The organism is Desulfosoma sp., assembly GCA_037481875.1.
Taxonomy (GTDB): Bacteria; Desulfobacterota; Syntrophobacteria; order Syntrophobacterales; family DSM-9756; genus Desulfosoma.
Window position 1 is genome coordinate 79,415 of sequence record JBBFKY010000004.1, and the last position, 19,666, is coordinate 99,080.

Sequence of the window (19,666 nt, forward strand, 5' to 3'; positions counted from 1 at the left end):
AAGGTCGCCGCCACACCCAAGCATTGCTAACGCATCCTCGGCGTGTTTTCAAGCCGTCAATACTCGTGTCGCAAGACTTTTCGCGGAATCAAGTGCAGTGTCAAAAGTTACGCTTTTTTCCAGATGCTTTTTGAATCCCGCAGTTTTTCACCTTCTCCCGGATAGATCTGTCTTTCTTCTTCTGGAATCGTTTCATAGGAAGGCCATACACCGGGTCTGGGATAAGGTCCTTCCAGGGTCACGGCGGATGGTGCCGGATCCACAAGGCGAGGTTCTTTCCTGACGTCCACCTCCTCTACGGCGTAGCTGAATTCAATGGCGATACCGTTGGGATCAAAGGAATAAAGGGAAAGAACGAAGCCGTGATCGATGATTTCCGAAGCCCAAAAACCAGCGGCTTCCAGACGGGCTTTAAGATCCCAAAGGCATGAACGTTCGGCGACTCCAAAGGACACATGGTCAAAGGAAATGGGTCCCTTCACGGGAACCCCGTGATCCTTTTCGGGCACCGGCTCCGACTGAGGCCATTCGAAAAAGGCGACCATGTCATTCTCAGAAAGCGCAAAAAAGTAATGTCGATATCCCGGACGCCCCATGGCTACCACAAGGGGCAATCCCAAAAGATCTCTCCAAAAGCGAATGGTTTGATCCATGTTCCGGGTCACCAAAGCCAGGTGATGAATCCCCGTGAATTTCACTTTTTTCATGGAAAACTCCTTGTTGAAATCTTCTGTCGAAGGGCTCCTTTGAGGACGACTTCAAGGCCGGCTGCCAGAATCCACAGCAAGCCGCAAGACAAAAATCACGAATTCCCTGCTTGACTTCACCCGGAAGGGTCACTAGGGTGGAACAAAAGAATGCATTGGATAGAATGAAAATTTCAAGGAGAGACGAATGAAGCGAGTGGAAAAGGGTGATTTTGTCAAGGTGCACTACACCGGGCGATTGGACGACGGTCAGGTTTTCGATTCCAGCGAGGGCAGCCAGCCGCTCCATTTCCAGGTGGGTTCCGGCCATGTAATTCCTGGATTTGAAAACGCCGTTTTGGGCATGGCCGTGCATGAAAAGAAATCGTTCCGCATTCCCGCCGAAGAAGCTTACGGCGAAAGGGACGAACGATTGACCAAGGTGTTTGAACGATCGGAGCTGCCCCCGGACTTTAATCCGCCCGTGGGTCAAGTGCTTTCGTTGACTACCAGTGACAATCAAACCGTGTATGCCACCGTGACGGATGTGACGGATCACACCGTGACGCTTGATCTCAATCATTTTCTTGCCGGAAAAGCGCTCAATTTCGACGTGGAGCTTGTGGAAATCTCTGATGCTCCGTGCCCATCCGACTGCAGCTGTGGGTGTTCCTGCTAGGCTTTCAAGGTCTGGATAAACCAAAAAAGTTCCCCCGTGAAGAGCCCGGCCTTCGCGGGGGATTTTTTTGTCAGGTTGTTGCACCGAAACCTATCCCGTTCTGTATCGGGGTTCCTCGTCGATGCGGCCCACCAGGAAAAGAACACCCCCGCACTGTGGGCAAAAGAGGTTGGTGATCAGGCGCTTTCCCGTAAAGCCTGGAGCATCTTCATAGCTGAGGTCCAGAGCGGAAAAGTAGGACGAAATACCGCATTCCTGACACATGCATTCCATTTCGTCGCTCATGGTCTTTCCCTCCGTAACATCTGCGAACTTCAGACAAGGCCACGGCGGCTTTTCACATTCCCAAGCCCGGATCCCAATTTTTTTCCGGAAAAGCTCTCGAGACTTGTCCGGAAAGAGACAGACGCAGACTTTTGCGGTGACACAACGTTATCCTCAACGACCCTTCACGGGGCGGGCCGACGGCTTCACCCCTTAATCACAGCGAAGGTGAAAACGCCCAGTATGTCCATGCTCTTTTGGCGCTAACCCATGTGTCCGCTCCAGACCCCATGAGGAATTGGGCGAACCCATGAGTCCGCACCCATTCCTGTGTGGTAGGCTGGGGTGCCGTCCATTTCATTTCTGTATGGGTTTCGGCCTTGGTTTGGGCCTCATGAGGACGGCCTGCGGATCCTATGGGTTGAATGACTCGTCCGCAGTGCCATAAAAGCGCGTTTTCAGACAACCATCTCATAGGCTGTTCGAAAACGGCGAAAACCGTTGGGTCGTCTAAAAGGAGGGGCGAGGCGCCGCCCTGCCCCTAAAAGCCCGAAATTGGGTCAACTCCTGGAAGAGCGAGTCCCTCGCCCGCCATTTGTGCGGAAAGGACGCCCGTTCTTCCAGGGAGATTGCCTTTGTCGAACAACCTTCTAGAGGTCATCCACGTTGGCGCGAGTGATTTTGGCGTCTTTCTTGGCCTGGGTCAAGAATTCCTCAACCTTTTGCTGAGTCTTTTGCTTTTGCAGATGTTCGGCGATGTTCGGTTGCACCTGCTCGTAGGGCACGGTCTCCTGAGGCTTCTTTTCAATGACCTGGATCAGGTGATAGCCGAAATCCGTTTCCACAACGTCGCTCACAGCCCCTGGATTGAGGGCAAAGGCGGCCTCTTCAAAAGGCTTCACCATCTGGCCGCGGGCAAAAAAGCCGAGATCCCCGCCACGTTCTTTGCTGGGACAATCGGATTGGGATTGAGCCAATGTGGCAAAGTCCTCGCCCTTGTTGAGGCGGGCCTTAAGGTCATCGATCTTTTTGCGGGCAGCCTTTTTATCCTCCGCCGAAGCGTCCGGCTTGACGCTTACCAAAATGTGTCGCGCATGCACCCGTTCCGGCTTTTCAAAGAGCTCATGTCTTTCTTTGTAAAAAGCCTTGGATTCCTCGTCGGAAACCGTAATACCCTTGCTGAACCGGTCCTGGACCAGTTGATCGATGGCGCTGTTTTTGAGCAACTCTTCGCGGATCGCATTTTCCGTTAGGTTCATGCTTTTCAAGGCCTGCTCATAGGCTTCCTGAGTTTCAAAACGCTGCTTGAACTGGACTATCTGATTGTCTACGGCCTTGGCGTCTCCTTTAAAGCCGCGTTTCTGGCTTTCCTGGTACAACAGCTCTCGATCGATGAGACTTTCCAAGACTCGGCTTTTTACATCCCGAAGTTCCACGTCACTCAAAAGATGTCCCGACTGCAACAGTCTTTGGCGCACCCCGTTCATTTGCCGATCAAATTGGGCCTTGGAAATGGCCTTACCGTTGACGGTAGCCGCCGGTTTCTTATCCGTATCCTTGGCACTTTCCGCGCCCAAGGCAATGCCAAAGCCTAGCAGGGCGATCAGGACGCTTGCCGTGACAACGATTCGCATGGTGCTTGATTTGTGTCTCATAAATCTCCTTTCAATAAAAAAAGCACCCCAGGGCATTCCCTTGGGGTGCGCCTCTAAGGCTCGTTCTTAGAGATCCTTAAATTCTTCGAACATTGATCGCCTGGGGCCCCTTGGGCGTTTCGGTGATGTCAAAACTCACGGCTTCTCCATCGGTCAGGGTACGAAACCCTTCCCCCTGAATCCCCGTGTAGTGGACGAAGACATCCCCCTGATTTTCGGTCTCGATGAAACCATAACCCTTCTTCTCGTTGAACCACTTGACTCGGCCTTCCATCTTTCCAAAACTCCTCTCTGCTCTGGTACGCCTCGTCGGGTCTCGTTCGGCGGCTCCCTGGAGGTGGTCCTATCCGAAAAGGGAAGACCGAACGTCCGTGGGCCCCGGAAACCGACCTCAACTGCACGTACGCACAACCATAAAACGCGGGAGAACACCTTGCATCCCGCAAACCACAAAATCCTTCTAGCCGAGACCGTGCTAAGACACAAGAAAATTATCGTCTTCTTCAGGAGAAAATCGATATAGACTTTGAAGTTGGTCCCATTTCTTTTGCCATGTTCCAAAGGAAGGCTCTGAAAACCTTGTTCGAGACACAACAAAGACGTTGATTTTTCTAGTAGTGCAGCCCTTCAGGCGAAAATGGATGCCCACAAGAATCCTTCGCTTCAGAAAAAGGACGACTTTCAAAAACACCCTTCAAGAACTTCCCGGAGGTTGAGCCGTGACTTCAGAAGACACCGAAAAATCAGCGCTCGCGCAGGAACACATGACGACTGTATTTGAAGCACTTGCAAAGGCATATGGTATGAATCCATGGAACTGGCACACCGACGGCGACCCTTTTCGTGTGCTGGTGGGAACCCTGCTTTCTCACCGCACGCGAGATGCCAAAACCGACGAAGCGGCCCGTGCGCTGTTGGAACAGTACCCGACTCCGAAGGATTTAGCTGAAGCCCCGCTGGAGAAAATTACATCACTGGTGCGTCCCGTAAATTTTTACAAAACGAAAGCACGGCGTCTTAAGGAAGTGGCCCGACACTTGGTGTCTCAATATGGAGGGAGGATTCCAGACAACACCTCTGATTTGATGACTCTTCCAGGGGTCGGCCCCAAGACGGCCGCATGCGTTTTGGTCTACGGATTTCACAAACCGGCCGTTCCCGTGGATGTGCATGTGCACCGCATCAGCAACAGGCTTGGAATGGTCACAACGCGAAAGCCCGAAGAAACGCAGGAAGTGCTTGAACGCCTTGTTCCTAAAGAATGGCTTTTGAAGGTTAATGAACTTCTGGTCAAGCATGGCCAAACCACGTGTCTTCCGAGGCATCCCAAGTGTGATCGCTGTGCGGTGCGCCCCTGGTGTGCAACGGGCCGGAACATCGCGTACGATGCAGGAAATTCGGGTTCTATTGGCCGTCAAATCAAGCCCGAAAAGAAATCGAGCCGAGGAAGCGTCTCATGAAACTGGATGTCAAGAATCTTCCTCCTCTTTGCGTAAGCCCGCTATGGCCTTGGGAACGCAAGAGCGGATGGCTGGTCGTGCGCACAGAGCATGCTTTTCATCCTTTTCATGTCACAACGCGTTTGTGTCTGGAAATTTTCGGAGCATGGAAAAGCCGGCTGTTTTCCCATGAAACCAGATTTTTGGACGTGGGATGCGGCACAGGGATTTTGGCCTTGACGGCGGCGAAACTCGGGGCCCGATGGTGTGTGGGAGTGGACATCGCCTGGAACGCCGTGGAGTGTTCTCGACAAAATGCCAGGGCCAATGGGCTGTCGAAGCGGGTGAACTGGGTTCATGGCTCCATCGAGGCTATCGGCGGAACCTTTCACACCGTAGCGGCCAATGTGCCCTGGTCATGCTGGGAAAGACTGTTTCGTCCTATCTTAGATCGAGTGGCCGAAAATGGTGCGCTGGTTGCCTCCGGCTTTCAGGACATTCACATGCCCACTTTTGAAACATGCCTTCAAGAAACAGGTTTTATTGTGATGGAACGTCGACAAGGAGATTTAACCTTTTTCGGGATTCCGCCGTCTGGAAGTTTCACCTGGGGCGCCCTGCTCGCCATCCGGGACTCTGCGGAAAGCTTTGCCCTTTAATTAAAAGGTAAGAGCAGGGCGTCAAAGGATCATCGCCATGTTCATGGAGGGAGGCCATTCATGGAGATCGGCTTAAAGGAGATTCAGCAAGCCGCTAAAATGTTGCACGGCCGGATTCTTAGGACTCCGTTGGTTTATTCTCCCACCTTCAGTCGCCTGTTTGGCGCCGAGGTGTATCTTAAGCTGGAAAATCTTCAAAAAACCGGATCCTTTAAAATCCGCGGCGCAAGCTACAAGATTTCTCTTCGCCGAGATTCTCTGGGTCCTCAAGGCGTGGTGGCCGCTTCGGCTGGAAACCATGCCCAAGGTGTCGCTCTGGCGGCACGCCATGCAGGGGTACCGGCGCTCATCGTCATGCCGGAATGGGCGTCTTTGACAAAACAGGAAGCCACGAGATCCTACGGCGGCCAGATCCTTCTTCACGGTCGAACCCTGGGAGAAAGCCTGGAAAAAGCCAAAGAACTCAGTGACCAGGGCTACACCTTCATTCACCCTTACGATGATGCCGACATCATTACAGGCCAAGGTACCATGGGCTTGGAAATCCTTGAAGATTGTCCCGATGTTCAGGCCGTGCTTGTGCCTATCGGTGGCGGAGGCCTCATTTCAGGCATCGCCTCGGCCGTCAAGGCTCTGCGGCCCGATACGGAAATCATAGGGGTTCAGGCGGCGGTGTGCCCTTCGGCATGGCAAGCGCTTCACCAAAACCGAGTGGTGCGTGTCGAAGGAAGCCAATCCATCGCGGACGGCATTACGGTGAAAGAATTAGGAAATCTGTGCTTTGAAATTCTCAGAAAGACTGTTTCTCAAGTGGTTTTGGTGGATGAGGAGCACATTGCTGAGGCCTTGTTGCTGCTTCTGGAAAGAAAAAAGGTGCTGGCTGAAGGAGCGGGAGCCGTCCCTTTGGCAGCCTTGCTCATGAGTGGTTTTCGATGGCCTTCCAAGGCAAAGGTCGTCCTTGTGGTGAGTGGAGGCAACGTGGATAGCCCGCTGCTGGGACGTATCTTGACAAAAGGTCTCGTCAAGGGAGGCCGATTGACTCGCCTCACCGTGGAATTGCCGGATGTTCCAGGATCCCTCGCCGGGCTTCTTAACGTGGTGGCGTCCCAAGGTGCCAACGTGCTGCATATTTCCCATAATCGCCATGTGCCCCATTTGCCCATTCACGTGACGGAAGTGACTTTGGAAGTGGAAACCAGAGGTTTTCCGCACGCGCAATCCCTTCTTAGAGCTGTGCATGCATCGGGACACAAGCTTGTCTCTTCCTAGGTTGGGTCGTAGGGGAAGGGAATCGTAGTCAAAGGTCGGAAGGTAGCAGGTAAAGCATTCAGGGTATGGGGTAGGAGCAGACCCATAGGTCCGCCCCTCCAGAGTTATGGGAATAAGTAAGGACGTTGGTGTGGCCGCAAAGATTGATGGGTAGGGGTAGACAGATCGGTCGGCCTGTATCAGGTCAATGGGTAAGGGGCAGACCCATAGGTCCACCCCTACAGAGTGATGGGAATGGGTGAAGACATTGGTGCGGCCGCAAAGATTGATGGAAATGGGTGAAGAGATCGGTTTGATGTGGCTGCTCCTTGTCCTGCAAGCTTTTAGGGATCTGGATATGGAATGGGGAGATCCATCTGTTCCCGCGACGACTTGAAGGTGTTCCTCAAACGGCTATGGGCCAAATCACGAGAGCGCAAACATCGCGAGAAAGACGCTTTGTGCTGGCGTCCGTAGCGGCTGGAGGCTGTGCCGCTACGGCGAACCAAGTGATTGTGGTGCGGGAATGCCTGGCGTTGTTTTATGGAAGTGAATTGACCATCGGTCTGGTGTTGTTTTTTTGGCTGGTCTGGACTGGGCTTGGAAGCCTTGTGGGTGGGCGTGTATCAAGCCGACTTGACAAGCGTGGTACCGTAAGCCGCCGTTTCTTATGCGCGCTGATTTCCTTGTACGGGGTGTTCGTGCCGGTGTCCGTCCTTTGGGTTCGAGCTTCCCGCCTCCTTTACGGTCTAAAACCTGGCGAATTGGTGCCCTTTGAACGCATGGTCCTGGTGACAGGGCTTGTTACAGCTCCCGTCTGTCTTCTTTTCGGAGTCTTTTTCGCAACAGCCTGGTCCCTCGATGTTTCTATCCAGCGGACTCCACACGGGAAGTCGTCTTTTCGTCTGTACGCTTTTGAATGCCTTGGAGCCACCATTGGAGGAGTCTGGCTGTATGCTTTCTTGCTGTTTGGAGGTCCCCTTCTGCTTGGTGCCGTCCTTTTGGGGGCTCTGGTCACAGCCTTAGGGGTCTGGGGTGTGGTTGATGATGCTTTACATGGTCACAAAGCATGGCGGTTTCTTTTGGTGGGGGCAGCCGCTTGCGTCGTGTGTGGTTTAGGACTTTTTGAAAATTCCAGCCGCCGATGGCAGTGGGGTCCACATCTGGTCAACGTTCAGGATACTCTTTACCGAAACGTAGCTCTTCTGCAAGATGCGTTTCAAGAATCGATCATGGCCGACGGATCCTGGCTTTTTTCTTATCCTGATCCTCAGAGCGCTGAAGAAGCCGTTCATTTGACCATGCTTCAGCATGAACGGCCGCATCTTGTTTTAGTCCTGGGAGCTGTAAGCCCTGAAAATCTTGAACACATGTGCCGCTATGATTCCGTGCGGCGCATCGATGTGGTGGATCCGGACATGACCGTCCACCTTTTCACCAGGCTAAGACAAAATCGTGTCCAAGAAGGGCCGGGAGCGAAGGAGGAGCGGTTTTCGGCGGATCTTTGGGGGGCCGGTGAAGGAAGGTCGAGTTGCTTTTCGGTTGGGAAGCCTGTTCGTGTGGCCTTTCTTTCGGCTGATGGACGTCGGTATGTGGAAACCACAGATTCTCGTTACGACGTGGTGTTTCTTCAGGTCGGGGATCCTTTGTGGTTGGGGGCGAACCGATTTTTCACTCACGAATTCTTTCGTTCTTTGACCCGAGTGTTGCGTCCCGGGGGTATGGTCAGTCTCCATTTCTCGGGGTCCGAAGACATGCTTGGAAAAGCTCAGGCCACCTATTTTCGCGTGATGCTTCAGACGTTTCATTCCGTTTTTCCGCACTTGGTTTTCTATCCGGGAGACCGCATCCATCTAGTGGGTTCCATGGATGGTCGTGCTCTGACGGAGGACCCCGGCCTCTTGAGCCAACGTGCCGAGGAACGCCGGCTGACGCTGGCGTATGTACGGCCGGACCGGTTGGAAAATCTTTTAGATCCCCTGCGTTTAGCCTACTTTCGGTCTCTAGCGACTCAAGAAAAAAGCCCACGCTGGAATCAGGATTTGGACCCTGTAGGTTTCTTTGCCGCATCTTCCATGTGGGTGACCCAGTTTCATCCCGGCGTGACCGCTTTTGTGGAGCCTTTGTTGCGCTCGACGCTCTCCTTGAAGGCAGGATTTTTTGGCCTATGTGGCATGGTGAGTCTTTTTGGCGTGGTGCTACTTTGGTGCCGTTCCCTTCTGACATGGAGCGTCGCTTTGACCGTGGGGAGTATGGGAGCCACCCAGATGGCTTTTCAGGTCCTGCTGCTTTTCCTTTATCAGATTGTGGCCGGAGCCCTTTACGCGCATGTGACTGTACTCATCACCACGTGTATGGCCGGGCTTGCTGCGGGGACTTTAGCGGTGGATCGAGTAGGAGCGGCCCGCATCCCTCCACTCTGGGCGGTTCGAGTTTTTCTTGGCGTTCAGGTACTGAGCGCCCTTTTTATGGGGGCCGTCTGCCCTTGGATGCTGGATGGCTTCCCGGGTTTCGTGACTCTCTGGCCCGTGTGGAGTGTTTTGCCCGTCTTTGCCGGTGTAGGATTTTTTTTCGGGGCTGCGGGAGGAGCTCATTTTGCTTTGGGTTGCCTGGTCATTGAAAAAACCGTCGCTGAAAAGGGTGCCGTGGGAGGGCTGCTCTATGGAGCCGACATGATCGGAGCCGCCGGTGCCGCCATGCTCACCCCGCTTGTTCTGGTGCCGGTATTTGGGGTTCGGAGTGTCTTTCAGCTTTACGGAATCTTGCTGATTCTTGTGCTTGGCATCAGCTGGATGAGCCTTCGCCGGGTTTAAGAGGATTCACCCAAATGCCTGGAATCGGCGTGCCGCAACGGCTGCAGTGTCCTGCATCAAAGGCCTTAAGGCGCACCGTGTAACCGGTCCTTTCGATAATCATAGAGCCACACTTGGAACAATAGGTATGCTCACCGGGATGACCGGCAACATTGCCCACATAGACGTAACGCAGCCCTTCCTGCATGGCGATGTTTCTTGCCTTCTCCAAGGTTTCCACAGGCGTGGGCGGAAGGCTTTGCAGCTTGTAGCGCGGGTAAAACCGACTGAAATGCAAAGGAGTCTCTTCCCCCAAAGCACTAAGCACCCAGCGACTGAGGTCTCGAATATCTTTTTCCGAATCGTTACGAGTTGGCACAAGAAGGGTCACCAGTTCCGTGTGAACCCTATGGTTTTTGAGTGCTTTCAATGTGTTTAAAACCGGCTCCAAGGAACCTTCCGTCATGTCCCGGTAGTAATCGTCTCGAATGGATTTAAGGTCGATGCAGGCGGCGTGCAGATAAGGGATCAAGTCGTTTAAGGGACCGTGATTGATGAAGCCGTTGGAATGCATGACATTAAGGATGCCGGCTTTGGAGGCTTCCATGCCGATATCTTTCATGTATTCGAAGAAAATGGTGGGTTCGACGTAAGTGGAAGCGATGGAGGCACACCCGTATTGGGAAGCCAGAGTCACAACGTTTTGAGGTGAAAGGGCAACGTTCAGGGTGTTTTCGGGGCGCGCCTGTGAAATTTCCCAGTTTTGACAAAACTTGCAATCGAAATTGCACCCGGCGGTAGCCAAAGAAAAGGATCGGCTTCCAGGCAGCACATGGAAGAAGGGCTTCTTTTCCACGGGATCCACATGGACGGCGCACGGGTTTGCGTAGACCAACGTGTAATAGACGCCATCGCGGTTTTCCCTCACTTCGCAATAGCCCCTTTCTCCTGGCTCCACTTCGCATTCTCTGGGGCATAACGTGCAGCGAATCCTTTTGTTTTCCAAGGCCGTGTAATAGGGAGACACCTTGGGTTGCATGAAACCTTTTTGAAAGGAAAGGGCCGAAGCTTTAGACGGCTTCCAAAGGCAGTCGACTCCCCATAAAAAGCTCGCCACGGTGCAGCCTCGAAGCATCGTGAGGCAAAAAGTTCGCCGATCCATGATCAGCCCCTTCGAGAAAAAGTCTTAATTTATCGTTTCAGGTTGGCCAACGACTGCCGCCTTGACGGTCGTCTAAATCGACCCGGACACATCGGTCCGTCTCTACTTAAGAGCTTGTCCGGGAACTCGCAAGACCAAGGTCTCTTGCCATTTCAAGGTAGAGGTGAAACGGCGCCGCGCTTCTCCCCTCGCACGGTATTCCGCACGCTGGTCATTGTGCGTTTTCGGGCGAGTTTTTAGGACCTGCGCCGGCGGGTTTCCTTAAGACCATTGAGCTGAGACATTGGTCCACCTCAGAATGGCGGTCAGAAGACTTCCGCTGTAAAAACAAAGATTTCTGTTTCCGGTTCTTTCCACGCCTCAGGGTTCAGGCCTGCTTTGAGGCATGTTTGCCGAAGAAAGGTTTCCTGGTTCCAGCCTTGTTCTACGGGTACCTGGGGAAGGAGAAGCCCGGCTTGGGATCCTCGGCGCATGTAAAGCCCATGAATCCCGACCTGCACCTGGGACGGATCTTTGAGTTTCACCAAGGGGGATAACACGGAAATTTCCAATTCTAGGTCGTTCCATTCTTTTGAGGAGAGCGGGGGAAAGCGCGGGTCATGAAAAGCTGCAGCCAGCACCATACGGGAGACGGTTTGGGCCAGCGGCCATCGAGCTTCGATGTGGCCGATGCATCCCCTGAGTTGTCCGTGACGTTTGAGTGTCACAAAAGCTCCGCGAGGTTCTTGCAATGCCTTTGGAAGTGTTGAAAGGTCAAGGTCCGGAACGGTCTTGCCGAAAAGAGCGGCTTCAAGGGTGTCCCGTGCCAGGGTCTTCAGCCGCGCTTTATGTTCATCACTTAGCGTCGGGGCCGAAGGACTCAGAGGGCCCTGCACCATAGAACTTCTTTTCTGGGAATCATCGTGGAACACGGCGGCGGCCGCATAGCCTACGACACGGCTTTTTTCGCCTGTCACATCGGCGGAAGTGGCGTAGTGCAAAACGCTCATGTTTTTAGCGCCCCTTTTTTGGGCGTAAAGGAGCAAGGTGACTAAAGGACCCGCTCCGCAGGCTTCACAAGCGCCTGAACTCAAGTCCTGCCAGAGCTCGCGGGATTCCAGACGCTTCAACCTATCCAGGACTCGAGCGTCCATGACGCGAGCCTCCACGTCCGCATGATAATGAGAAAGATCCGTGCTGGCCACCACAAGGAATCGAAAGGATGAGGAGAGAGCACTGAGTGCTTGGGCCACCCTTTCGCAGGTATCCCAGGAGACATTCCCGAAGACAAGGGGAACCAAGCGAAAGGAGGGAAGCACTGTCTGAAGGAAAGGAAGCTGAATCTCGACGGCGTGTTCCCTAGCGTGCGCCGGAGGATAATCCCGAACGTCCGGGCAACTCTTGAGAAGCGCCTCGATGAGATCCGCCTGTAAGGGGACCTGACCTAGAGGTGTGGCAAACGGGCCCTCCCGAAAAACGGAAACACCCGGAAAAGACACGCGATGGCTTGGAGCCAGGATCACCACAGCCTCCGCGGGGTGATCCTGAACCAGCCTGTAAGCATAGGCCGCGACGGGACCGCTGTAGACGATTCCTGCATGAGGGGCCACAATGCCCAGAAAATGTCCATCTCGAGGTAGATCTTTGGGAAGATCGGCCCGCTGCAAATACTTGTCAATGGTGGCACGTAGTTCCCCGGCATCCGCAGGATACCATGAACCAGCGAGGATAGGGGATCGAACCTTATCTTGTGTCCAAGCCGGCTCGGCGCTCCAGCCCTGAAAAAGGAAGGCCACCAGAAAGGTCAGCACCGGTCCAATGAACAATCGGTTTTGCCCGGGGAATAGGTTCATGAAGCGGCATTCTTTTCGATCCATTTGGCGATCAGCTCCACGGCATCGTCTAAAGGAATGCGGCTAAGGTTCAAAACCGCATGGTACAAATGGGCATCGTCCCACGCGCGGTTGAAGTAGTGTTCCACATACTCGGCGGATTCTTTTTCTTCACGCTCAATGAGGTCCCGAGCCGAGCGCTCGTCCATGTCCAGGTTTTCGCGAAGCCATAGAATACGGTCTTCCAGTGTTTTAACAATGCGAAGATGGACGGCTTTAGGGTGATCGGCCAGGATGCACTGGGCTCCCCACCCTAGAATAATCACATTGTCTTCGGCGGCCACTTTTTGAACGAGTTTCACGGTGACTTCATGATAGGTCTTATCATCCAAGCGGCCGTAAGAACGGTCCACCACTTTTTGCACCACACTGGAGGTGTATCGGTCGATGAGGCGAAGAAGCCTGGACTCCCGTTCCTTGTGAAAGCTTTGAGCTTCGCTGGGGGAAATGCGCAGTTCCTTGGCCGCTTCGGCCACGATCTGTCGGTCGAGAATGCTGTAGCCTAAGCGCTCTGCCAATCTTTTTGCAAATTCCTCACTTTGGGATGCATATTCCTTACTGATGGTAATCACCGCCATGACCGACCTCCTGTCACATGAGTCCGAACCCAAGCGCTTTCCATGCTTTAAGGAACAAACGAAATCCCACTGGGGGCGTTGGTTTGAGTCTCCCTTTTGTCCGCAAGGGGGCTCCGACGACCCTTAAATCTCCTAGATTTCTCGTTTCTTGACACGAACGTGCTCAAAATATAGCATGCTCAAGCGTCGAAAAAAAAGCGGAGAAATCCCGAGATCAATCCCCAGAAACGGAAGGGATTATGTTTGACAGCCTGAGCGCCAAATTACAAAAGGTTTTCCGCCACCTGAAGGGTTATGGAAAACTCACGGAACAAAACATTCAGGACGCCTTACGTGAGGTACGCCTTGCCCTTTTGGAAGCGGATGTGCACTACAAGGTGGCCAAGGATTTTATCGCCAAGGTGTCTGAAAGGGCCGTGGGCCAAGAGGTCATGCGCAGCCTCACCCCAGGTCAACAGGTCATCAAAATCGTCCATGAATCTTTGACCGAGCTCATGGGGGGCTCAGCGGTGCCTTTGGATTTGTCCGGCAAGCCTCCTCACGGGATTCTGCTTGTGGGGCTTCAAGGTTCCGGCAAGACCACAACTGCGGCAAAATTGGCGAGACACCTGGCTAAGACTGGACGAAAGCCCTGCCTTGTTCCCGCCGATGTCTACCGCCCTGCCGCCATCGATCAGCTGATCACTTTGGGACGGCAACTGAATCTTCCTGTCTACGCCGCCTCTTCTCGGGACAAACCCGAAGAGATCGTTTCTGCGGCTGTTCCCTTCGCCAAGGACAACCAATGTGACGTGATCCTTGTGGATACGGCGGGGCGCCTGCACATCGACACGGAACTGATGGATGAACTAAGGCGCCTGAAAGGAATTCTGAACCCGAAAGAAATCCTTTTGGTAGCCGATGCCATGACCGGCCAGGATGCCGTGCAAGTGGCCGGTTCCTTTCATGAAGCCTTGCAATTGACCGGAGTGATCCTCACAAAGCTGGACGGCGATGCTCGAGGGGGTGCGGCTCTTTCCATTAAAGCCGTCACGGAGTGCCCCATCAAGTTCGTCGGGGTTGGCGAAAAGCTGGACGCGCTGGAAGTCTTTCATCCGGATCGCATGAGTTCGCGTATCTTGGGGATGGGCGATGTTTTGAGCATCATTGAAAAGGCCCAGGAAGCCTTTGATGAGCAGGAAGCCCTGGACCTGGCGCGAAAGTTTCAGGACGATTCCTTTAGCCTGGAAGATTTTCGAAGGCAACTTCGCCAGATCAAAAAGCTGGGGTCCTTGGAGTCCATCCTCAAGATGCTTCCCGGCATGGGCATGCTCAAAGAACTCAAAAAGATGCAGATCGATGAAAAAGCCTTGGTGCGCACTGAAGCCATCATCAATTCCATGACCAAAGAAGAACGCCGTGATGTTTCCATCATCAACGCCAGCCGCAAACGCCGTATTGCCATGGGCAGCGGCACCAGTGTGCAGGAAGTGAACCAGCTACTGCGCAGCTACGAGGACGCTCGGCGCATGATGAAGCAGGTTATGGGGGGCGGCAAAGGAAGCAAGAAGCCGAAGAAAAAGAAAGTGAAGGCATTTTTCTCTTTTTAAGACGGCTCTTCTGGTGTATAGGGCAAGAATTTGTTTTGAGCCCGTGTGGGCTGTGAGGTAAAGTGACAAAAACAGGAGGTAGAATAAGATCATGCCGGTTCGTATCCGTTTGGCTCGTCGGGGCAGCAAGAAAAGACCCTTTTATTCCATCGTGGTGGCCCATTCGGAAGCCCCTCGTGACGGTCGGTTCATTGAACGCGTCGGCACCTACAATCCTTTGACCCAGCCGGAAACGGTCACCTTTAACACGGAGCGCCTGCAGTACTGGCTCGAACAGGGTGTGCAACCGACGAAGACGGTCATGAGCCTTATTCGCAAGCATGCGAATTTGGGTGTACCAAAGGCTTCCTGAGGGACCTGAGGGCAGGCGGCGCTGAGAAAACGGAGGGGTGAACCATGCTGAAGGAACTCATTGAGTACATGGCGCGGGCGTTGGTGGACAAGCCGGAACATGTGCGTGTTTCGGAAATTGAAGGGGAACAAACCTCCGTCATTGAATTGCGAGTGGCCAAAGAGGATTTGGGCAAAGTCATCGGCAAGCAAGGTCGCACAGCCCGCGCCATGCGGACGATCCTCAGTGCCGCATCCACCAAAATTCGAAAACGGGCGGTTCTGGAAATCATCGAATAGGTCATGAGCGGTCCGCGCTGGGTTGCCGTGGGAAAAATCATAAGGACTCATGGTATTCGCGGCGCCCTTCTTATCGCTCCCTATGGAGAAACCTTAAGTCGGCGTGAAAGCGGGCAGTGGCTTTTCGTGCAAGGGCTCACAGGCGGAATGCCTCGAGCTTTGCGCATTGCGGAAAAACGGCCTTTGGGCGCCGAATGGGTCGTCGGTTTTGAAGGTGTCAAAGACATTGAAGCCGCCCAACGTCTTGTGGGCCTGGAGGTAGGTGTTCCCGAAGAAGAACTGGCTCCGTTGGCGGAAGGCGAATATTACCATCACCAACTGGTGGGTTTGCAAGCGGTGACGGAAAACGGTGCCGTTTTGGGGCGTGTGGTCGGGGTGATGGAAACGCGAGCCCACGACATCTATGTGGTGAAAACGGATGCCGGGCGAGAAATCTTGCTTCCCGCCGTTGATGAGATCATCAAGGCGATCGATGTTCCCCGCGGGGTCATGGTGGTGGATCCCCCGGAAGGTTTGATCGAATGATCTTTGACATCCTGACCATTTTCCCGAACATGTTTCAGGGCGGGCCGCTTTGCGAAAGTATTCCGGGCAAAGCTCAAGCCAAAGGCCTGGTGACCATTCGCGTTCATAACTTGCGGGATTTCACCACGGATCGGCACCAGATGACCGACGACAGACCTTTCGGAGGCGGCGAAGGGATGGTCATGAAGCCGGAACCCATTGTGCGGGCTCTGGAAACCTTGGCCCCTTTAGGGCCGCCGGCGCATGTGGTGCTTTTAAGTCCCCAAGGTGTTTTGTTCGACCAGGACCTCGCTCGTCGTTACAGTCGTTTGGAACGGCTGGTGCTCGTGTGCGGCCGCTACGAAGGTGTTGATGAAAGGGTGGCCCGGTTTTTTGTGGATGAAGAGGTTTCTATCGGGGATTTTATTCTCTCCGGAGGCGAACTGGCCGCCATGGTGGTGATGGATGCGGTCATTCGATTGCTTCCCGGAGTGTTGGGAAACGAGGCCTCTGCGAGGGCCGAGTCGTTTCAAGAGCCCATTTTGGAATATCCTCACTACACCAGACCTCAAGAGTTTCGAGGGCTCAAGGTGCCCGAGGTGCTGCTTTCCGGGGATCATCAGCGGATCGCTCGATGGCGCCGCAAGCAGGCCCTCTTGCGAACCCGAGAGAGACGTCCGGATCTTTTTGCTCGATTGACCCTTTCCCAAGAGGACCTATCGTTGCTTAGGGAGGGGGATGAAGCTCCATGAGCGACACGGGCATGGTAAAGGAACCGATCCTTTACCTGGCGTTGGTCCATGCTCCGGTGCGGAACCGACGTGGGGAAGAAATCGCAGCTGCCGTGACCAATTTGGATTTGCACGACATGGCCCGGCTCGCCTGCACTTATGAACTTCCTGCATGCTACGTGGTGACCCCGCTTAAGGATCAGCAGGACCTGGTTCATCGTTTAATCCATCACTGGCTTTATGGGGTTGGAAGCCAATTACATCCCGATCGGGAACGGGCTCTACGGCGCCTTCGTGTAGTATCCACTTTGGAAGAAGCTATCGCTCACGTGGAAAAGGAACACGGTCGCCCGCCTTTTTTATGGGCCACTTCAGCACGAGCCAGTGGGACCGATGTGGAGCCGGCGGAGGCACGAATGATTCTTGAAACCACAGGTCGACCCGGCATGCTGGTGTTCGGTACCGGTTGGGGGTTGGCGGAAAAGGTCTGGAGGCTTTGCCACGGGACATTACGGCCGGTGGAGGGGCGAGGGGATTATAATCACCTTTCTGTTCGATGTGCGGCTGCCATTTTGGTGGACCGATTCTTCAGGGAAAAGGTCACTTCTCCATTTTGATATTTGCGCTAGGCTTTGTTTTGGAGTATGTAAGCGATCCGCGTTTCGCAACATGACCAGGAAACAGGGCGCTCGAGCGCCGGCTGCACGATCTGGATCGAGCTTAGGGAAGAAGACTGGAGGAGACTTATGGGCTTCAATGTGATTCAGAGTCTTGAACGCGACCTGATGCGCGTGGATATTCCGCAGTTTCGCGTTGGGGACACGGTGAAGGTGCATGTCAAGATTCGTGAAGGCGACAAGGAACGCATCCAGGTTTTTGAGGGTGTGGTGATTCGCCGGCATCGAGGGGGCGTGGGAGCCACCTTCACGGTGCGAAAGGTTTCTTATGGCATCGGCGTGGAGAGGATCTTTCCCCTTCATTCTCCGCAGATCGACAAAATCGAGGTGGTCCGTAAAGGTCGCGTGCGTCGTGCTCGCCTGTACTACCTGAGGGATCGCCTTGGCAAGGCGGCTCGAATCAAAGAACGACGATAGCCCTTTTAAAAGCGCACAATCCTTCGAAACGTGGAGTGTGTGACGACGGTGAAGCATGCTTGTTTCTCCTTAGAGGGCCTCGTTTTATGAGGCGTTGGGAACGGGGCGCGGCCCGTGGGTTCCCTCCCGACACTTTACGAAGATCCTAAAGGACCTTTCGTTCATGCAGAGGACTTTGTTTGAAACCCTCCCGGTGGATGGCTTCTGTTTTGATCAGGCGATCCGCCGGCGGGGTTTTCGTCTTTTGGCCGGTGTGGATGAAGCGGGTCGAGGTCCTTTGGCCGGCCCGGTGGTGGCGGCGGCCGTCATTCTTCCTGAAGGAATGAATCTTTCCGGCGTGACGGATTCCAAGAAAGTTTCACCGACCCGCCGTGAAGAATTGGTTGAAAAGATACATCAGGTGGCGGTGTCCGTCGGCGTAGGCTGGGTGGAAGCCCAAGAAATAGACCGAATCAACATTCTGCAGGCCTCTTTGACGGCCATGGTTCGAGCCATTCAACAACTGAAGGTTCCTCCCGACCTGGTGCTCATCGACGGTCCCTACAGTCTACCTCTCTCCATCCCGCAACGCAGTGTGGTTAAAGGAGACGTGCGAAGCCTCTCCATTGCAGCGGCTTCCATTGTGGCCAAAGTCCACCGCGACCACCTCATGCGTACCTACCATGAGCTCTACCCCCTTTATGGATTTGCCCGCCACAAAGGTTATCCCACTCAGGAACATCTCCAGGCGCTGCGGCGTTTCGGCCCTTGTCCTATTCATCGGCGATCATTTCACGGGGTCTGTTCCGTAAAGGATACGGCCTATGATGCAACATCGGGTGCAAACCGGCCGTGACAGTGAAACCCTGGCCTTGGAATACCTTCAAGATCAAGGCTTGAAAATACTTGAAAGAAACATGCGCTGTCCCTTGGGCGAAGTGGATCTGGTAGCTCTGGATGGAAAAACGTATGTGTTTGTAGAAATTCGATCCCTCCGAAGCACCCGATGGGGGTCGGCGGAAGAATCCATCAGTCGAACCAAGAAGCTGCGTGTGGTGCGGGTCGCTCTCTGGTATCTAAAAAGCCGCGGCCTGGCAGGTGTGCCTGTGCGTTTTGATGTGGTGGCCGTCCAGTGGCGTGGTGAAGATCTGCGGATTCGTTGGATTCCCGGAGCGTTTGATGCCCAAGGGTTGGGGTGATTGCTGTGAGGGAGAAAAGGAAGGGGAAAGGGGATACAGCAGAAAGTCATGATGTCGGAACCCTCTACGTGGTGGCGACTCCCATCGGAAATTTGGCGGATATCACCTTAAGAGCCTTGGATGTTTTGCGTTCCGTAGCCTATGTTGTGGCGGAAGATACTCGGCATACACGAAAACTTTTAAGCGCCCACCAGATTCGGGTGCCGATGCTCAGTTGTCATGCCCACACGTCCCCTGAAGGACTGACTAAAATCGTCGATATTTTAAGAAAGGGAGTGAATGTGGCCTTGGTGACGGATGCCGGCACTCCCGGTATTTCGGATCCCGGGGTGGCTCTCATTCAAGAGGCCCTGAAAGGCGGCCACAAAGTGGTACCTGTTCCGGGCCCCAGCGCCGTCATTACAGCCCTTAGTGTTTCGGGGCTTTCACCGCAGCCTTTCGTCTTTCTGGGATTTCCACCGCCGAAAGGCGCGGCTCGCACCAGGTTCTTTCATCAGTATGCAACCCTTTCCATGACAAGGGTTCTTTATGAATCACCACGGCGATTGCTGCGCACGCTTCAAGACATCTTGAACCATTGGGGAAATCTTCGTGTTGCGGTTGCTCGAGAACTTACCAAGGTACACGAAGAAGTGTTTCGAGGAACCATCTCGGAAGCCATGCATTTTTACAGCGAGGGCACTCGAGGTGAATTGACCCTGGTGGTGGAAGGGGCGCCTAAAGAGGCCGCTTTCGAGTCTTTAGAAGCCGCCTCGTGGCAAGACATTCTCAAAAACTACTTGGACCAGGGGAATTCCGTAAAGGATGCCGTGGAAAAGGTTCTCAAAACTTACAAAATCAGGCGGCGGGAAGTGTATCGGGCGGCTCTGAATCTTGGTCTACACAAAAATGAGTGACCTAGCGCGGG

The 19,666-nt window shown here is 53.9% G+C and carries 22 protein-coding genes; 15 read left to right on the plus strand and 7 right to left on the minus strand.

The annotated features are described in order from the left end of the window. Positions 1 to 107: 107 nt before the first annotated feature. Positions 108 to 707: a VOC family protein gene (locus tag WHS46_07285; GenBank protein MEJ5348476.1), complete on the minus strand. Its 600-nt coding sequence runs from the start codon at positions 705 to 707 to the stop codon at positions 108 to 110. Between the two features lie 187 nt (positions 708 to 894). Here WHS46_07285 and WHS46_07290 point away from each other — a divergent pair, with 187 nt between their 5' ends. After that, the gene (locus WHS46_07290; protein MEJ5348477.1) at positions 895 to 1,365 is read left to right on the plus strand and encodes a peptidylprolyl isomerase; all 471 of its coding nucleotides are present in this window, start codon (positions 895 to 897) and stop codon (positions 1,363 to 1,365) included. 90 nt (positions 1,366 to 1,455) lie between these two features. On the opposite strand, the gene WHS46_07295 is transcribed toward WHS46_07290, so the two are convergent. From WHS46_07295 to WHS46_07305, 3 genes are all read right to left on the minus strand, one after another. Next, positions 1,456 to 1,650 carry a hypothetical protein gene (locus WHS46_07295; GenBank protein ID MEJ5348478.1) on the minus strand — a complete coding sequence of 65 codons (195 nt, stop codon included), beginning with the start codon at positions 1,648 to 1,650 and terminating at the stop codon, positions 1,456 to 1,458. Between the two features lie 629 nt (positions 1,651 to 2,279). After that, positions 2,280 to 3,284, minus strand: a complete 1,005-nt coding sequence (locus WHS46_07300; protein MEJ5348479.1) for a peptidylprolyl isomerase — start codon at positions 3,282 to 3,284, stop codon at positions 2,280 to 2,282. 76 nt (positions 3,285 to 3,360) lie between these two features. After that, on the minus strand, positions 3,361 to 3,558 hold the full coding sequence (locus WHS46_07305) for a cold shock domain-containing protein (GenBank protein ID MEJ5348480.1): 198 nt from the start codon (positions 3,556 to 3,558) through the stop codon (positions 3,361 to 3,363). Between the two features lie 529 nt (positions 3,559 to 4,087). Between WHS46_07305 and nth the strand changes: the two genes are divergently transcribed. The 4 genes from nth to WHS46_07325 all read left to right on the plus strand — a co-directional run bounded on the left by nth (position 4,088) and on the right by WHS46_07325 (position 9,443). Beyond that, positions 4,088 to 4,744 carry an endonuclease III gene (gene nth, locus WHS46_07310; GenBank protein ID MEJ5348481.1) on the plus strand — a complete coding sequence of 219 codons (657 nt, stop codon included), beginning with the start codon at positions 4,088 to 4,090 and terminating at the stop codon, positions 4,742 to 4,744. Beyond that, entirely contained in the window at positions 4,741 to 5,382 is a 642-nt protein-coding gene (locus tag WHS46_07315; GenBank protein ID MEJ5348482.1) for a 50S ribosomal protein L11 methyltransferase, read from the plus strand. The genes nth and WHS46_07315 overlap by 4 nt, the downstream gene beginning before the upstream one ends. A 60-nt stretch (positions 5,383 to 5,442) precedes the next feature. Then, positions 5,443 to 6,651 carry a threonine ammonia-lyase gene (ilvA, locus tag WHS46_07320; protein ID MEJ5348483.1) on the plus strand — a complete coding sequence of 403 codons (1,209 nt, stop codon included), beginning with the start codon at positions 5,443 to 5,445 and terminating at the stop codon, positions 6,649 to 6,651. A gap of 395 nt (positions 6,652 to 7,046) precedes the next feature. Beyond that, positions 7,047 to 9,443: a hypothetical protein gene (locus WHS46_07325; protein MEJ5348484.1), complete on the plus strand. Its 2,397-nt coding sequence runs from the start codon at positions 7,047 to 7,049 to the stop codon at positions 9,441 to 9,443. On the opposite strand, the gene amrS is transcribed toward WHS46_07325, so the two are convergent. The 3 genes from amrS to WHS46_07340 all read right to left on the minus strand — a co-directional run bounded on the left by amrS (position 9,415) and on the right by WHS46_07340 (position 13,033). Then, positions 9,415 to 10,584 (minus strand): AmmeMemoRadiSam system radical SAM enzyme, encoded by a 1,170-nt coding sequence (gene amrS, locus WHS46_07330; protein MEJ5348485.1) that lies wholly within the window; start codon positions 10,582 to 10,584, stop codon positions 9,415 to 9,417. The two genes, WHS46_07325 and amrS, sit on opposite strands and share 29 nt — an antisense overlap. A gap of 305 nt (positions 10,585 to 10,889) precedes the next feature. Continuing rightward, positions 10,890 to 12,440: an AmmeMemoRadiSam system protein B gene (gene amrB, locus WHS46_07335; protein ID MEJ5348486.1), complete on the minus strand. Its 1,551-nt coding sequence runs from the start codon at positions 12,438 to 12,440 to the stop codon at positions 10,890 to 10,892. Next, on the minus strand, positions 12,413 to 13,033 hold the full coding sequence (locus tag WHS46_07340) for a cytidylate kinase-like family protein (GenBank protein ID MEJ5348487.1): 621 nt from the start codon (positions 13,031 to 13,033) through the stop codon (positions 12,413 to 12,415). The genes amrB and WHS46_07340 overlap by 28 nt, the downstream gene beginning before the upstream one ends. 239 nt (positions 13,034 to 13,272) lie before the next feature. Here WHS46_07340 and ffh point away from each other — a divergent pair, with 239 nt between their 5' ends. The 10 genes from ffh to rsmI all read left to right on the plus strand — a co-directional run bounded on the left by ffh (position 13,273) and on the right by rsmI (position 19,655). Next, positions 13,273 to 14,622 (plus strand): signal recognition particle protein, encoded by a 1,350-nt coding sequence (ffh, locus tag WHS46_07345; protein MEJ5348488.1) that lies wholly within the window; start codon positions 13,273 to 13,275, stop codon positions 14,620 to 14,622. Between the two features lie 91 nt (positions 14,623 to 14,713). Continuing rightward, the gene (gene rpsP, locus WHS46_07350) at positions 14,714 to 14,974 is read left to right on the plus strand and encodes a 30S ribosomal protein S16 (protein MEJ5348489.1); all 261 of its coding nucleotides are present in this window, start codon (positions 14,714 to 14,716) and stop codon (positions 14,972 to 14,974) included. Between the two features lie 44 nt (positions 14,975 to 15,018). After that, entirely contained in the window at positions 15,019 to 15,252 is a 234-nt protein-coding gene (locus WHS46_07355; protein ID MEJ5348490.1) for a KH domain-containing protein, read from the plus strand. 3 nt (positions 15,253 to 15,255) lie between these two features. Next, positions 15,256 to 15,777, plus strand: coding sequence for a ribosome maturation factor RimM (rimM, locus tag WHS46_07360; GenBank protein MEJ5348491.1), 522 nt, complete (start codon positions 15,256 to 15,258; stop codon positions 15,775 to 15,777). Further along, a complete protein-coding gene (trmD, locus tag WHS46_07365) occupies positions 15,774 to 16,508 on the plus strand; it encodes a tRNA (guanosine(37)-N1)-methyltransferase TrmD (GenBank protein MEJ5348492.1) in 735 nt (244 codons plus the stop codon). The genes rimM and trmD overlap by 4 nt, the downstream gene beginning before the upstream one ends. Beyond that, on the plus strand, positions 16,505 to 17,104 hold the full coding sequence (locus WHS46_07370) for an RNA methyltransferase (GenBank protein MEJ5348493.1): 600 nt from the start codon (positions 16,505 to 16,507) through the stop codon (positions 17,102 to 17,104). Before trmD ends, WHS46_07370 begins: the two co-directional genes overlap by 4 nt. A 129-nt stretch (positions 17,105 to 17,233) precedes the next feature. Then, the gene (rplS, locus tag WHS46_07375) at positions 17,234 to 17,581 is read left to right on the plus strand and encodes a 50S ribosomal protein L19 (protein MEJ5348494.1); all 348 of its coding nucleotides are present in this window, start codon (positions 17,234 to 17,236) and stop codon (positions 17,579 to 17,581) included. A gap of 163 nt (positions 17,582 to 17,744) precedes the next feature. Further along, positions 17,745 to 18,416, plus strand: coding sequence for a ribonuclease HII (locus WHS46_07380; protein MEJ5348495.1), 672 nt, complete (start codon positions 17,745 to 17,747; stop codon positions 18,414 to 18,416). Further along, positions 18,385 to 18,759: a YraN family protein gene (locus tag WHS46_07385; GenBank protein ID MEJ5348496.1), complete on the plus strand. Its 375-nt coding sequence runs from the start codon at positions 18,385 to 18,387 to the stop codon at positions 18,757 to 18,759. The genes WHS46_07380 and WHS46_07385 overlap by 32 nt, the downstream gene beginning before the upstream one ends. A gap of 5 nt (positions 18,760 to 18,764) precedes the next feature. Beyond that, positions 18,765 to 19,655, plus strand: a complete 891-nt coding sequence (rsmI, locus tag WHS46_07390; protein MEJ5348497.1) for a 16S rRNA (cytidine(1402)-2'-O)-methyltransferase — start codon at positions 18,765 to 18,767, stop codon at positions 19,653 to 19,655. The last annotated feature ends 11 nt before the right edge of the window (positions 19,656 to 19,666 follow it).

Excerpts from the sequence above, each read along its gene's own strand:
- rimM (MEJ5348491.1), top strand. The coding sequence starts at position 15,256 with ATGAGCGGTCCGCGCTGGGTTGCCGTGGGAAAAATCATAAGGACTCAT.
- nth (MEJ5348481.1), top strand. The coding sequence starts at position 4,088 with ATGAATCCATGGAACTGGCACACCGACGGCGACCCTTTTCGTGTGCTG.
- WHS46_07380 (MEJ5348495.1), top strand. The coding sequence starts at position 17,745 with ATGCAGAGGACTTTGTTTGAAACCCTCCCGGTGGATGGCTTCTGTTTT.
- WHS46_07290 (MEJ5348477.1), top strand. The coding sequence starts at position 895 with ATGAAGCGAGTGGAAAAGGGTGATTTTGTCAAGGTGCACTACACCGGG.
- ffh (MEJ5348488.1), top strand. The coding sequence starts at position 13,273 with ATGTTTGACAGCCTGAGCGCCAAATTACAAAAGGTTTTCCGCCACCTG.
- WHS46_07370 (MEJ5348493.1), top strand. The coding sequence starts at position 16,505 with ATGAGCGACACGGGCATGGTAAAGGAACCGATCCTTTACCTGGCGTTG.
- rpsP (MEJ5348489.1), top strand. The coding sequence starts at position 14,714 with ATGCCGGTTCGTATCCGTTTGGCTCGTCGGGGCAGCAAGAAAAGACCC.
- WHS46_07295 (MEJ5348478.1), bottom strand. The coding sequence starts at position 1,650 with ATGAGCGACGAAATGGAATGCATGTGTCAGGAATGCGGTATTTCGTCC.
- trmD (MEJ5348492.1), top strand. The coding sequence starts at position 15,774 with ATGATCTTTGACATCCTGACCATTTTCCCGAACATGTTTCAGGGCGGG.
- ilvA (MEJ5348483.1), top strand. The coding sequence starts at position 5,443 with ATGGAGATCGGCTTAAAGGAGATTCAGCAAGCCGCTAAAATGTTGCAC.
- WHS46_07340 (MEJ5348487.1), bottom strand. The coding sequence starts at position 13,033 with ATGGCGGTGATTACCATCAGTAAGGAATATGCATCCCAAAGTGAGGAA.
- WHS46_07305 (MEJ5348480.1), bottom strand. The coding sequence starts at position 3,558 with ATGGAAGGCCGAGTCAAGTGGTTCAACGAGAAGAAGGGTTATGGTTTC.
- WHS46_07355 (MEJ5348490.1), top strand. The coding sequence starts at position 15,019 with ATGCTGAAGGAACTCATTGAGTACATGGCGCGGGCGTTGGTGGACAAG.
- WHS46_07385 (MEJ5348496.1), top strand. The coding sequence starts at position 18,385 with ATGATGCAACATCGGGTGCAAACCGGCCGTGACAGTGAAACCCTGGCC.
- amrS (MEJ5348485.1), bottom strand. The coding sequence starts at position 10,584 with ATGGATCGGCGAACTTTTTGCCTCACGATGCTTCGAGGCTGCACCGTG.
- WHS46_07325 (MEJ5348484.1), top strand. The coding sequence starts at position 7,047 with ATGGGCCAAATCACGAGAGCGCAAACATCGCGAGAAAGACGCTTTGTG.
- WHS46_07300 (MEJ5348479.1), bottom strand. The coding sequence starts at position 3,284 with ATGAGACACAAATCAAGCACCATGCGAATCGTTGTCACGGCAAGCGTC.
- amrB (MEJ5348486.1), bottom strand. The coding sequence starts at position 12,440 with ATGGATCGAAAAGAATGCCGCTTCATGAACCTATTCCCCGGGCAAAAC.
- rplS (MEJ5348494.1), top strand. The coding sequence starts at position 17,234 with ATGGGCTTCAATGTGATTCAGAGTCTTGAACGCGACCTGATGCGCGTG.
- WHS46_07315 (MEJ5348482.1), top strand. The coding sequence starts at position 4,741 with ATGAAACTGGATGTCAAGAATCTTCCTCCTCTTTGCGTAAGCCCGCTA.
- WHS46_07285 (MEJ5348476.1), bottom strand. The coding sequence starts at position 707 with ATGAAAAAAGTGAAATTCACGGGGATTCATCACCTGGCTTTGGTGACC.